The sequence below is a fragment of the Duganella sp. CF517 genome, from assembly GCF_900110275.1.
GTDB lineage: Bacteria > Pseudomonadota > Gammaproteobacteria > Burkholderiales > Burkholderiaceae_D > Rugamonas.
The window spans coordinates 454,213-466,983 of the sequence record NZ_FODC01000005.1 but is presented as its reverse complement, the minus strand read 5'-3'; the positions used below and the strand labels follow the sequence as shown (position 1 = coordinate 466,983).

Sequence of the window (12,771 nt, the reverse complement as noted above, 5' to 3'; positions counted from 1 at the left end):
CAGTAAGGTTTTTTCACATTTCGGCAAAATCGTATAAGCTTGGTGTCATGACGATATCGAACACCGAACCCTTCCTCGCCGCCCGACTCATCAAGGAGATCGGCCGTGGCAAAAACGGCGCCCGCAGCATGACGCGCGACGACGCCCACGACCTCTATCAAGCCATGCTCGACGGACGCGTGTCCGACCTCGAGCTGGGCGGCATTTTGCTGTCGATGCGCATCAAGGGCGAATCGGTGGAGGAGATCGCCGGCTTCCTCGACGCGGCCGAGGGCGCGTTCGAACCGCTGACGGCGCCGCCGGGGCAGTTCGCGCCGGTGTGTATTCCAAGCTACAACGGCGCCCGCAAGATGGCCAACCTGACGCCGCTGCTGGCCATGTTGTTGGCGCGCGAAGGCGTGCCGGTGCTGGTGCACGGCGTGGCGCACGACCTGGGCCGCGTCGCCAGCGCCGAGGTGTTCGAGGCGCTGGGCGTGACGGCCGTGCGGCACCGCGCCGAGGCCGAGGAGGAGATGGCCAAGGGCCACGTCGCCTTCATCACCATCGACGCGCTGGCGCCGAAGCTGGCGTACATGCTGTCGTTGCGGCGCCGGCTGGGCGTGCGCAATTCGACCCACACCCTGGTCAAGATCATGCAGCCGTTCGCCGGACCGGCGCTGCGGCTGGTGTCGTACACCCATCCGGAATACCTGGAAATGCTTGGCGAGTATTTCACCACGTCGGCGCTGCACGAGCGCGGCGACGCCTTCCTGATGCGCGGCACCGAGGGCGAAACGGTGGCCAACGCCAACAAGGCGCAGCAGATCGACTGGTTCCACGGCGGCCTGCGCACGACCCTGGTGCCCAAGCAAACCCAGGTCGGCGAGCTGCCGGTGCTGCCCGAAGACAAAAGCGCGGCGGCCACCGCCGAGTGGATCGCGTCGGTGCTGCGCGGCGACGTGCCGGTGCCACCGTCGATCGCCGAGCAGGTGGCCCAGTGCCTGCTGGTGTCGCGCACCTTGCAGTCGCGCCAGCGGGTCAGCGAGCCGATCGAGTAAGCCGGCGCAACAAGGGCCCGGGTAGGGGCGGCCGGCGCGACTCGCGTACAATACCGCCCCTTATCTGATGGGAATCCAAAATGGCAAAGTTTGATGTGGCAGTAATCGGCGCCGGCGCGGCCGGCATGATGTGCGCGGCGACGGCGGCCCAGCGCGGCAAGCGCGTGGTGCTGGTCGACCATGCCACCAAGCTGGCCGAGAAAATCCGCATCTCCGGCGGCGGGCGCTGCAACTTCACCAACATCAACGCCGGCCCGGCCAACTTCCTGTCCGACAATCCGCATTTCTGCAAGAGCGCGTTGTCACGCTACACCGCCGCCGACTTCGTCGCGCTGGTCAAGAAGCACCGCATCGGCTACCACGAGAAGCATCGCGGCCAGCTGTTCTGCGACGACTCGGCCGAACAGATCATCGAGATGCTCAAGGACGAGTGCGCCGCCGGCGACGTCCACTGGTGGATGCCGTGCAAGGTCGACAGCGTCGAGCGCGCCGGCGAGGGCGGCTTTGTGCTGCAGACCGATAGCGGCACGATCGAAGCCGATAGCGTGGTGATCGCCACCGGCGGCCTGTCGATCCCGAAAATCGGCGCGACCGACTTCGGCTACCGCATCGCCGGGCAGTTCGAGCTGCGCATGGTCGAGCCGCGCCCGGCGCTGGTGCCGCTGACGTTCGACCCGCAGGCGTGGGCGCCGTTCGTGGAAATGGCCGGCATCGCGCTGGAAGTCGACGTCGAGACCGGTTCCTTCAAGGGCCGCAACCCGACCGGCGGACGCTTCCGCGAAGACTTGCTGTTCACGCACCGTGGCCTGTCCGGCCCGGCGATCCTGCAAATTTCCAGTTACTGGACGCCGGGCACGCCCATCGTCATCAACCTGATTCCGGAGCTGGACCTGGCCGCCACGCTGATCGAAGGAAAGGGCACGATCAAGAAGCAGCTGGGCAATGTGCTGTCGCAATGGCTGCCGGCGCGCCTGGCCGAAGGCTTGCTGCTGGCGCACGGTTTCGCGCTGGACGCCCGCTTGGCCGACATGCCGGACGCGCAATTGCGCAAGCTCGGCGCCGCCATCAACCAGTGGACTTTGACGCCGAACGGTTCGGAAGGCTACAAAAAGGCCGAAGTCACGCGCGGCGGCGTCGATACCCGGGAGTTGTCGCAGCAGACGATGATGGCCACCAAGGTGCCGGGCCTGTACTTCATCGGCGAGGCGGTGGACGTCACCGGCTGGCTGGGCGGCTACAATTTCCAGTGGGCGTGGGCATCGGGTGTGGCGGCGGGGCAGTCCGTCTGATATACTCGTTGTTCCTGCTGTAGCGGCGCTTGTGCAATCGTTGATGTTATAGAAAGATTGCCTCAGGTTGTGTCACTGATGCCGCATTGTTTTTGCAGGGAAAACCACACGACGGGCCGTCCACGCGGCCTGTGGGGTTCCATTTTGCTGCAAAAGCTGCTATAGTCTCTTTCTCCCTATAACCTCAAACGGTTTGAATTTTTACATGACCACTATTCGCCTTAAAGAAAACGAGCCGTTCGAAGTCGCAATGCGTCGCTTCAAACGCACCATCGAAAAAACCGGTCTGCTGACCGAACTGCGCGCACGCGAGTTCTACGAAAAGCCAACGGCTGAGCGTAAGCGCAAGCTGGCAGCCGCAGTGAAGCGTCACTACAAGCGCATCCGCAGCCAGCAACTGCCGAAAAAACTCTTCTAAGACTGCTTACGCAGACCCAGCCCGGTAGTATGGCGCTTGCGCTGAGGGTTGAGTTCAGCTGCATCTAGAGAATACCCGCTCCGGTTCGCCGCGGCGGGTTTTCGCATTTATACACCATCATTTACCAAGGGAAATCCACATGGGCCTGAGAGAACAAATCACCGAAGACATGAAAAACGCGATGCGCGCCAAGGAAGCGTCGCGCCTGGCCACCATCCGCCTGATCCTGGCCGAGATCAAGCGCAAGGAAGTCGACGAGCGTATCGAGGTCAACGACGACCAGACCGTCGCCATCGTGGAAAAAATGATCAAGCAGCGCAAGGATTCGATCACCCAGTTCGAAGCCGGCAACCGCCAGGACCTGGCCGACATCGAAAAAGCCGAGCTGGCCATTCTGAGCACCTACATGCCGGCCGGCCTGTCGGACGAGGAAATCGCCGCCGAAGTGACGGCCGCCGTGGCCGCCTCGGGCGCCGCCGGTCCGCAGGACATGGGCAAGGTCATGGCCATCGTCAAGCCGAAGCTGGCCGGCCGCGCCGACATGACCGTCGTGTCGGCTCTGGTCAAGAAGGCATTGTCCCCGGCATAATCAGCATGCCGCCGGTTGGCGGCATGTTGGCGCGCTGCCAGCGCTGTTTTTACCTCCGCCGTGCCTTGATTCGCATCAAAACCGGATCGGCGCGGCGGTATAGTCTGAAAAATTACCAAGACCGTTCAGCCCTGTGATCCCACAATCATTCATCTCCGATTTGCTCAACCGCGTCGATATCGTCGACGTCGTCGGACGCTACGTGCAGCTGAAAAAAGGCGGCGCGAACTTCATGGGCCTGTGCCCGTTCCACAGTGAAAAGTCGCCCAGCTTCACGGTCAGCCCGACCAAACAGTTTTACCATTGCTTCGGCTGCGGCGCCCACGGCACCTCGATCGGCTTCCTGATCGAATACTCGGGCATGGGCTTCGTCGACGCCGTCAAGGACCTGGCGCAGAACGTCGGCATGGTGGTCCCCGAGCAGGATGACAAGATTCCGCCGGCGCAACGCGCGCAGATGCAGGCGCAAAGCCTGGCGCTGTCGGACGCGATGACGCAGGCCTGCGACTTTTACCGCGCCCAGCTGCGCGGCGCCACCGACGCCATCGCCTACCTGAAAAATCGCGGGCTGACCGGCGAAATCGCCGCCCGCTTCGGCCTGGGCTACGCGCCGGCCGGCTGGGACGGCCTGAAAAGCATCTTCCCCGACTACGAGGCGGTGGCGCTGGCCGAGGCCGGCCTGGTGATCGACAAGGTCGACGAGGATGGCGGCAACCGCAAACGCTACGACCGCTTCCGCGAGCGGATCATGTTTCCGATTAAGAACACCAAGGGTCAGGTCATCGCCTTCGGCGGCCGGGTCCTGGACCACGGCGAACCAAAGTACTTGAATTCTCCCGAAACGCCTTTATTTTCAAAGGGATTCGAGCTGTACGGCTTGTTCGAAGCGCGCCAGGCGATCCGCGACGCCGGTTACGTGCTGGTGACGGAAGGCTATATGGATGTGGTGGCGCTGGCGCAGATGGGATTCCCGCAAGCGGTGGCGACGCTGGGCACGGCCTGCACCACCCATCATGTACAGAAATTGTTGCGTCAGACCGACATGGTGATTTTCAGTTTCGACGGCGACAAGGCCGGCCGCCGCGCCGCACGGCGCGCGCTGGAAGCCTGTCTGCCGCACGTGACGGACAACAAGACCATCAAGTTCCTGTTCCTGCCGACCGAGCACGATCCGGACAGCTACGTCCGCGCGCATGGCAAGGAAGCATTCGAACAGGAGATACACGAGGCGATGCCGCTGTCGCAGTTCCTGATCAAGGAAGTGGTCGGCGAGCATGATTTGCAAAGCCCGGAGGGCAGGGCGCGCGCCCAGTTCGACGCCAAGCCGCTGCTGCAATCGATGACGCCGACGGCGTTGCGGCTGCAGATCGTGCGCGGCCTGGCGCAGCTGACGCAGACCACGCCGTCGGAGATCGAGGTGCTGTTCGAGCTGGCCAAGCCGGTCGCGGTGGCCCGCAAGGCGCCGGCCCGCAGCGGCCGTCCGGTGCCGGTCGGGCTGGAATTGCAGATCGTGCGGCTGCTGGTGGCGCATCCGCCATTGTCGCTCGATATCGACGCGGCGGCGCTGAAGGCGTTCGAATTCTTCGGCGCCGAGCCGGCCGAGCGCCTGGCGCAGCTGGTGGGCGCGGCGCAGGCGATGGGGCCGAACGGCAGTTTTGCGGCGTTCGCGCAACATTTGAAGTCGCAGGGCGACGAGTACGACGGCATCATCGCCGAGGTGGTCAAGGAGTCCGAGTCCGATTTTGATGCAGTGCGGGCGTTCCTGCGCGGCGCGATCCGCCAGGTCAAGAACGACGCGTTGAAGCAGGAATTGAGTCAGTTGTTCGCCGCCGGCCTGTCGTCGGACGAGATTGGCGTGCGCTATCGTGAGTTGACTTCGCAGCAAGACCAGCTATTGCGCGAGGCGCAGGCGGAGTTGGCGAACCGATAATGTTGCGGTGCGGCGTGATGTAGTTGCCGCGCGTTTTTGGGTGTCATCTTTTTGTCATGTTTTCAGAGGGGGAAACGGGGCTCTTCCCTCTGGATATTGAAAAGTGGCGTGCTATAATAAAACGCTAAGTGTTGTATCTTTTGGCATCGTTTTTTGTTCAGAGTGTGTTTGTTTTCAGTAAGTTAGGCTCTTGATCGACATGGAAAGACGCGGTGTCGGCGGCCAGGGCCAGCTTTGGTTTAGTCGGCGCACCTCCAGCGGGGACGCTATCAGCGGACCTTCTGTTTGCTGTCTAACCTAGTCATGGTTTCTTGCCCCCACGCACGTGTCTGGATGCAGTAGAATTTTGCCGACAGCGGTGGAGTTCGCGTCGATCTGTCTGACCGGGTGTAAGTAAGTCGTAGTATTGTCGAACTGCTCGGCAAGTTCGAAGACGTAGGTTCCAAACAAATTGAACCGCAAGAAACTTTATCCTAAATAAGCAAGTCGTTGTGTAATCGAAAGCGCCTGTGCCAATCAAGAAACCTGAATCCAAAGCGGCTGCAAAGCCGAGCAAAGTGACCGCCCAATCCGCCAAGACAGCGGACAAGTCGGAAACGCGCGTCGCCAGCGGCAACCCGCCCGTGGTCAGCCAGACCACGGACGCCGCCACGCTTGCGGCCATCGACACCTCGGGCTATGTGCTGCCATCGGTCAAAGTGCCGGGCCGGCGCGGGCGCAAGCCGAAAGAATTCCAGCCAGAAAACGACGAAGTCGCCGCGCTGAACGCGGTCGAGCGCGCCGAGCTCAAAGCCGTCGACAAGGCCAAGGCCAAGGACCGCAAGGCCAAGGAAAAGGCGTTGCTCAAGGATGCGTTCTCGTCGGACACCGAAGCGACCGAGGAAGAACTCGAGCGCCGGCGCCAGAAACTCAAGACCCTGATCAAGTTCGGCAAGGAACGCGGCTTCCTCACGTACGCCGAGATCAACGACCACCTGCCAGAAAATATCGTCGATCCGGAAGCGATCGAGGGCATCATCGGCACCTTCAACGACATGGGCATCGCCGTCTACGAGCACGCGCCGGACGCCGAGACCCTGCTGCTGTCGGACAACGTGGCCACCGTCACCAGCGATGACGAAGCCGAGGCCGCCGCCGAGGCGGCGCTGTCGACGGTCGACTCCGACTTCGGCCGCACCACCGACCCGGTCCGCATGTACATGCGCGAGATGGGCTCGGTCGAGCTGCTGACGCGCGAGGGCGAGATCGAAATCGCCAAGCGCATCGAGGACGGCCTCAAGGACATGATCCAGGCCATTTCCGCCTGCCCGGTGACGATCGCCGAGATCATCGCCGCCTCCGACCGCATCCGCGCCGACGAGATCAAGATCGACGAGATCGTCGACGGCCTGGTCGATGACAGCGACGAGGTCGCCGCCGCGCCGGTCGTCGCCGCGCCGGCCGAAGAGGACGACGAGGAAGAGGAAGAGGAAGAAGAGGAAGAAGAGGAAGAGGAAGAAGCGAGCGCCTCCGGTGCCGCCGGTTTCTCCGCCGAACAGCTCGAAGCGCTGAAGAACGCCGCGCTCGACAAGTTCGATGTCATCTCCACGCAATTCGACAAGATGCGCCGCGCCTTCGAGAAGGAAGGCTACAACTCCAAGGCCTACGTCAAGGCCCAGGAAGCGATCTCGTACGAACTGCTGGGCATCCGCTTCACCGCCAAGGTCGTCGAAAAGCTGTGCGACACCTTGCGCGGCCAGGTCGACGAAGTGCGCCACATCGAGAAGCAGATCCTCGACGTCGCCGTCAACAAATGCGGCATGCCGCGCGCCCACTTCATCAAGGTCTTCCCGGGCAACGAAACCAATCTGGACTGGGTCGACGGCGAAGTCAACGCCGGCCACGCCTACAGCGCCATCCTCGGCCGCAACATTCCGACGATCAAGGAACTGCAGCAACGCCTGATCGACCTGCAGGCGCGCGTCGTGCTGCCGCTGCCGGACTTGCGCAACATCAACCGCCAGATGGCGGCCGGTGAAATGAAGGCGCGCAAGGCCAAGCGCGAAATGACCGAGGCCAACTTGCGTCTGGTGATCTCGATCGCCAAGAAGTACACCAATCGCGGCCTGCAATTCCTCGACCTGATCCAGGAAGGCAATATCGGCCTGATGAAGGCGGTCGACAAGTTCGAATACCGTCGCGGCTACAAGTTCTCGACCTATGCGACGTGGTGGATCCGCCAGGCCATCACGCGCTCGATCGCCGACCAGGCGCGCACCATCCGCATTCCCGTGCACATGATCGAGACCATCAACAAGATGAACCGTATTTCCCGCCAGATTCTGCAGGAAACCGGCGCCGAGCCCGATCCGGCGACGTTGGCCATCAAGATGGAAATGCCGGAAGACAAGATCCGCAAGATCATGAAGATCGCCAAAGAACCGATTTCGATGGAGACGCCGATCGGCGACGACGACGACTCGCACCTGGGCGACTTCATCGAGGACAACAACACCCTGGCGCCGTCGGACGCGGCGCTGCACGCGTCGATGCGCGGCGTCGTCAAGGACGTGCTCGACTCACTGACGCCGCGCGAGGCCAAGGTGTTGCGCATGCGCTTCGGCATCGAGATGTCGACCGACCACACGCTGGAGGAGGTCGGCAAGCAGTTCGACGTCACCCGCGAGCGCATCCGTCAGATCGAAGCCAAGGCCCTGCGCAAGCTGCGTCACCCTAGCCGTTCCGACAAGCTGAAAAGCTTCTTAGAAGGCAACTAAGGCTTGACTAGCGGCTGGGCTAGCCCTTATGCTCGCGAGTTCGTTTTAAAAGCGAGCGCGTGTCAGAGGGGCTAGCCGGTTCCCAGCGCATCTGCAACACCCTGGGCCTCTAGCTCATGCTTGGTTAGAGCAGCGGACTCATAATCCGTTGGTGCCGTGTTCGACTCACGGGAGGCCCACCAAATTCGGTAGTGACACAAAGGGTTAGCGTTGAGCTAGCCCTTTTTCATTTCTGGATGGGACATGTTGTTCAGTTCGGCGGGGGGCTGATTACGGCAACGATTGATACATCGTTCGGCGCCACCAGTCAGGCTTCTCCGCCGCGTCCGTTATCGACAGACCAATGATTGGCTGAGGGTCAATGTTAGAAGTGATTTCATGGTGAGCGCAGATATTGCTTGGCCTGTTGAAGAAGTTTGGACTGATATAAGAACCAGCCCGCTTCAGCGGGCATTCTTTATGCATCGCCATTTGGCCATCGGCAGCCGAGTGCGGCGCCTTAGCGCGCCGGCATGATTTCCTTCCTGAACCAGTCATCGAGCATCTGTTTATCGTGCCCGTACAGGTCCTGGTTATAACTGCGCGCACCCATCAGATAGTTCGGATCGGACAATTCGCTTTCGCCGCTGCGCAGCACTTTGCCGTCCTGCTCGATGCTGTAGCGCAGGTGCATGCGGGGCCAGTCCGCCTGGCCCTTCATCACGCGGATATCCCGGACGGGCACTCTCGGAAACACATCGCCGGCCAGATCGATATCGATGAATTCAACCTTGAGTTGCTGACCTTCCGGCAGCTTGGTAGCCAGCAGATTCAGGTGCTCTTGGAGAATCATTTCCATCGATTCGCGGTCCGATGAAAAGCGCGGGACATCGGTCATTTTCTCGGAATTGATGTAGGTGACAGTCGCCGCCGCGGAGGCATTGGCGCAGGCAAGCAGCACTGCCGCAGCCGTTCCGACCTTAAGGATGAACTTACTCATGAATGACCTACCCTTTTGCGATGACACGATTCGGTGAGCTGTAAATATACGCTCATTCCAGCGGCACTTCATCCCGCGCATATTTCGCTGGGCATCTAGTTGCATACATGGCAAAATTACCGCCGCAAGCGCTTCCACAAAAAGTATAACCGATGAATTTCCCTTCTCTGTCGCAACTGGCGCCGCATGGCACCACCTTGATGGCGCTGACCATTGCCGCCGTGTTGTTGACGCCGGGCCCCACCAACACGCTGCTGTTTCTGGCGGGAAGCCGCGACGGATTCCGCCGCTCGCTGCGCTTGATCGCTGCGGAGTGGGGCGGTTACATGATCGCCATCGGCATCTGGTGCGCCTTCCTGGCGCTGGCCGCCGCCATCGCGCCCTGGGCGCCGACGGTGGCGCGCGCGTGCGCGGCGACCTATATCGCTTACTCGGCGATCAAATTGTGGCGCACCGCGCCCCAGGCCGGCGCCGCCGGCAGCGCGGCCATCGGTCCGCGCGACCTGTTCTTCGTGACGTTGCTCAATCCAAAGGCGTTCTTCTTCGCCACCGTGGTGTTTCCTCCGCTGGCCGACGGCGGCGCCGCGCTGTCGCACGCTTACTTGCTGTTCAGTAGCCTGCTGCTGCCGATCGCCGCGCTGTGGATCGCGATGGGCTCGGCCGTGCTGGCCTACCCGAGCGCGACGCCGCGCCAGCCGCTGGTGCATCGCATCGCGGCGGGCGTGCTGCTGGCGTTTTCGGGGTCGATGTTCGTGTCGCTGCTCGCTTCCGCGCGCTAAGAACCACGCCGGAATTTTTCCGGTCCGGTCCAATCGCGCGCGTTGCTTCTATACTAAAATTGGCGTTCAAAATCAACGCGAATTAACGTAAATGAGGAGAAACGGGATGATAGATCTGGATCGGCGTAGTCTTGTTCTTGCCGCCGGCGGCGCGCTGGCGGCGACGGCGGTCGGGGCTCCGGTGTGGGCCGCGACACCCCCACGCAAACTCGGTTATGCGATCGTCGGCCTGGGTGGCTACGGCCTCGGCATCATCATTCCGCAGTTCAAAAACTGCCAGCACAGCAAGCTGGTCGCGCTGGTCAGCGGCGATGCCGCCAAGGCCAAGCGCGTGGCGTCCGAGCACGGCGTGCCGGAGTCCGGCATCTACGATTACAAGAGCTACGACAAGCTCAAAGACAATCCCGAGGTCGACGTCATCTACATCTGCCTGCCCGTGTTCATGCACAAGGAATACACCGTCCGTGGCGCCGCCGCCGGCAAACACATCCTGTGCGAGAAACCGATGGCCTTGTCCGCCGCCGAGTGCGAGGAAATGATCGCGGCCTGCAAAAAAGCCGGCAAGAAATTGATGATCGGCTATCGCAGCCACTTCGAGCCGTACAACCTGGAGGCGATACGCCGCGCGCGCGCCGGTGAAATCGGCAAGCTGCGCTATTTCCGTTCGGAGCACGGGTTCACGGCGGGCGGGACGTCGTCGTGGCGCTTGAAGAAGGCGCTGTCGGGCGGCGGTTCGCTGATGGATATCGGGATCTATGCGTTGCAGGCGGCGCGCTACATGACGGGCGAGGAGCCCATCGCCGTGTACGCCAAGGAGACCACGGATCGTTCCGATCCGCGCTTCCGCGAGGTCGAGGACATGATCGAGTTTCAGCTGGAATTTCCTTCCGGCGTGATCGGTTCATGCATGTCGATGTACAGCGCGAACCAAAACCACATCTTGCTGATGGGCGACAAGGGCCGTATCGAGCTGGAGCCGGGAACCGCTTACAGCGGCCATCGCATGTGGGTGGGCAGCGGCCGCAACAACGAGATCACGCCGCCGCCGGGGCCGGGCAAGACCCAGTGGGCGGGCCAGCTCGACCACATGTCGACCTGCGTGATCGACAACCGCGAGCCCATCGTCCCCGGCGAGGAAGGGTTGCGCGACATGCGCATCATCGAGGCGATTTACAAGTCCGCGCGCGAGCAGAAGCGCATCGTCTTGTAGGTCAGCTTTTCGATTTGTGATTGCCGGCTTCCTCGGCGATCTTAATGTCCAGCATCGAGATCACGAGGTCGTCCTCCGTCAGCAATTCCTTCAGCGGGAAACCGTCCTCCATGGCGATCACGGCGCCGGCCGTCACCTTTTCCTCCACGTCGCCTCCGGGCGGCGTGTGCGGCATGAAGGCGAATTGCGGAAAGCGCGTCTTGCCGTGCGCGGCGATTTCGTGCAAGGTCCTCGGCGCGGCGCGCAACAGGCCGTTGCGCACATGGTTCTGGCGCGCTTCGCCGCGTTGCTTGAGCATCGCCGTCAGCCGGACGATCTCCTCCGTCAGGCGGTCGGACTCCGCCTGCTGATGGCTGAGCTCGTCGTCGGTGAGCGCTTCTTCCCACTGCGTCAGTTTCAGCAGGCCGCGCTTGTGCAAGGTCTGCCGCTGCAGGTCGATCTCGATGGCGGCGGCGCGGGTCTGGTGCGAATCCAGGTCCTGGGCGACGCTGGCGTCGCCGTTGGCGCGGTGCCACTTGTCGCCGAAGTTGAACACCAGGCCGTCGAAGTAAAAGTACATCGGCAAGCCATGGGCCGGCGCGTACTCCAGCACTTGTTGTGCCGTCATATTCCAGCGGGCAGCTAGTTCCGCCAAAGTCAGTGTCAGGGGTTCAATCGTGGGCATGATGGGCGCTAGTCGAATCGTCAATTGTTGGGCGTCATTTTCTCACAGTCGCTTGCATCCCGCGTCCACTTTGTGGGCATGCGGCGACGATGTTGGCATTTTGACCCGGTGCGGGTAACGCCGCCCGCTGTTCAGCCCAGCCGCTTGCGCATGAAGATGGTCGCTTGCGGATTGTCGTTGTAGCGTTCGCAGCGTTCGTAACCCAGCCGGTCGTACAGCCCGATCGCCGCACGCAGGTCGTCCTTGGTGTCGAGATACACGCTGGTGTGGCCGGCCCGCGCGGCGTGCTCTTCCAGCGCCCGCATCAGCGCCTGCGACAGGCCGCGCCGGCGGTAGCGGTCGGCAACGTAGAGGCGCTTGCATTCGACCGCGCCGGCGATATCGGGTAGCGGCCGCATCGCCACGCAGCCGGCCGCGGCGCCGTCCACGTAGGCGATCCACATCGCCGAGCTGTCGTCGTCGAGGAAGGCGCGGATGGCGTCGTCGTCGTCGCGCAGCACCACGCCGATGACGTCGAAGTATTCGTACAGCAAGTGCCGCGCGTCGTTCAGCTGCGCGGCCGTGGCGCGCACAAGGTGGGTGGACGGCGGCGACAGGATCTCCCGCACCTTGCTCATCGCCGCCAGCAACTCCGCGCGTTGCGTCTCGCCCAGTTGGTCGAGCATGCGCACCGTTTCCGACGAGACGCGGTGATTGATGTCGGCGATCACGGCCTGGCCGTTGGCGGTCAGGCTGAGCAACGTGGCGCGCTTGTCCCGCGCCGAGCGCACGCCTTCGATCAGCCCGCGTTCGGTCAGCGAGCGCACCATGCGGCTCATGTAGCCCGCGTCCAGACCGAGCTTGGTGCGCAGATGGTTGGCGGTGCAGCCCGGACTTTGCGACAGTTCATACATCATCCGGCTTTCGCTGAGCGAGTAGTCGGTGTCGAGGTAGCGTCCGCGCAGCAAACCCAGATGCACGGTGTAAAAACGGTTGAATTGCCGTACCACCTCGGCCTGTTGCCGCACATGCTGATCCATATCGTTCCTTATTGGTTGCCTTTGGCAAGTACTTCCGGAGACTATAGCGCCGTTGCGGCGTACGGTCAACATGGCGCGCGGGGCAGGCGGTAAAATGGCGC

Annotated in this window: 11 protein-coding genes and 1 tRNA gene; 9 read left to right on the top strand and 3 right to left on the bottom strand. The window is 62.3% G+C overall.

Features of this window, described 5'->3' with window-relative positions:
* The first annotated feature begins 47 nt into the window (after positions 1 to 47).
* From ybiB to BMX85_RS21345, 7 genes are all read left to right on the top strand, one after another.
* Positions 48 to 1,037: a DNA-binding protein YbiB gene (gene ybiB / locus BMX85_RS21375; RefSeq protein ID WP_090323428.1), complete on the top strand. Its 990-nt coding sequence runs from the start codon at positions 48 to 50 to the stop codon at positions 1,035 to 1,037.
* Positions 1,038 to 1,117: 80 nt separating this feature from the next.
* A complete protein-coding gene (locus tag BMX85_RS21370; RefSeq protein WP_090323425.1) occupies positions 1,118 to 2,326 on the top strand; it encodes a BaiN/RdsA family NAD(P)/FAD-dependent oxidoreductase in 1,209 nt (402 codons plus the stop codon).
* Between the two features lie 205 nt (positions 2,327 to 2,531).
* The gene (gene rpsU, locus BMX85_RS21365; protein ID WP_008451879.1) at positions 2,532 to 2,744 is read left to right on the top strand and encodes a 30S ribosomal protein S21; all 213 of its coding nucleotides are present in this window, start codon (positions 2,532 to 2,534) and stop codon (positions 2,742 to 2,744) included.
* A 139-nt stretch (positions 2,745 to 2,883) separates the two neighbouring features.
* Positions 2,884 to 3,333, top strand: coding sequence for a GatB/YqeY domain-containing protein (locus BMX85_RS21360; RefSeq protein ID WP_090323423.1), 450 nt, complete (start codon positions 2,884 to 2,886; stop codon positions 3,331 to 3,333).
* 133 nt (positions 3,334 to 3,466) lie between these two features.
* Complete coding sequence (gene dnaG / locus BMX85_RS21355; protein ID WP_090323421.1) at positions 3,467 to 5,263, top strand: DNA primase; 1,797 nt, start codon at positions 3,467 to 3,469, stop codon at positions 5,261 to 5,263.
* A 509-nt stretch (positions 5,264 to 5,772) separates the two neighbouring features.
* Complete coding sequence (gene rpoD / locus BMX85_RS21350) at positions 5,773 to 8,019, top strand: RNA polymerase sigma factor RpoD (protein WP_090323418.1); 2,247 nt, start codon at positions 5,773 to 5,775, stop codon at positions 8,017 to 8,019.
* Positions 8,020 to 8,122: 103 nt separating this feature from the next.
* Positions 8,123 to 8,201: transfer RNA gene (locus tag BMX85_RS21345), tRNA-Ile, on the top strand.
* A 317-nt stretch (positions 8,202 to 8,518) separates the two neighbouring features.
* Here the strand turns inward: BMX85_RS21345 and BMX85_RS21340 are convergent.
* Positions 8,519 to 8,998: a DUF3016 domain-containing protein gene (locus BMX85_RS21340; RefSeq protein WP_177196843.1), complete on the bottom strand. Its 480-nt coding sequence runs from the start codon at positions 8,996 to 8,998 to the stop codon at positions 8,519 to 8,521.
* A 152-nt stretch (positions 8,999 to 9,150) separates the two neighbouring features.
* On the opposite strand from BMX85_RS21340, the gene BMX85_RS21335 reads away from it, so the two are divergent.
* Both BMX85_RS21335 and BMX85_RS21330 read left to right on the top strand, forming a co-directional pair.
* A complete protein-coding gene (locus BMX85_RS21335; protein ID WP_090323410.1) occupies positions 9,151 to 9,777 on the top strand; it encodes a LysE family translocator in 627 nt (208 codons plus the stop codon).
* A 106-nt stretch (positions 9,778 to 9,883) separates the two neighbouring features.
* Complete coding sequence (locus BMX85_RS21330; RefSeq protein ID WP_090323407.1) at positions 9,884 to 10,987, top strand: Gfo/Idh/MocA family protein; 1,104 nt, start codon at positions 9,884 to 9,886, stop codon at positions 10,985 to 10,987.
* Position 10,988: 1 nt separating this feature from the next.
* Here BMX85_RS21330 and BMX85_RS21325 read toward each other — a convergent pair whose 3' ends face one another.
* Entirely contained in the window at positions 10,989 to 11,594 is a 606-nt protein-coding gene (locus tag BMX85_RS21325) for a hypothetical protein (RefSeq protein ID WP_229210603.1), read from the bottom strand.
* 188 nt (positions 11,595 to 11,782) lie between these two features.
* Complete coding sequence (locus BMX85_RS21320; protein ID WP_090323402.1) at positions 11,783 to 12,670, bottom strand: bifunctional helix-turn-helix transcriptional regulator/GNAT family N-acetyltransferase; 888 nt, start codon at positions 12,668 to 12,670, stop codon at positions 11,783 to 11,785.
* Positions 12,671 to 12,771: the final 101 nt, after the last annotated feature.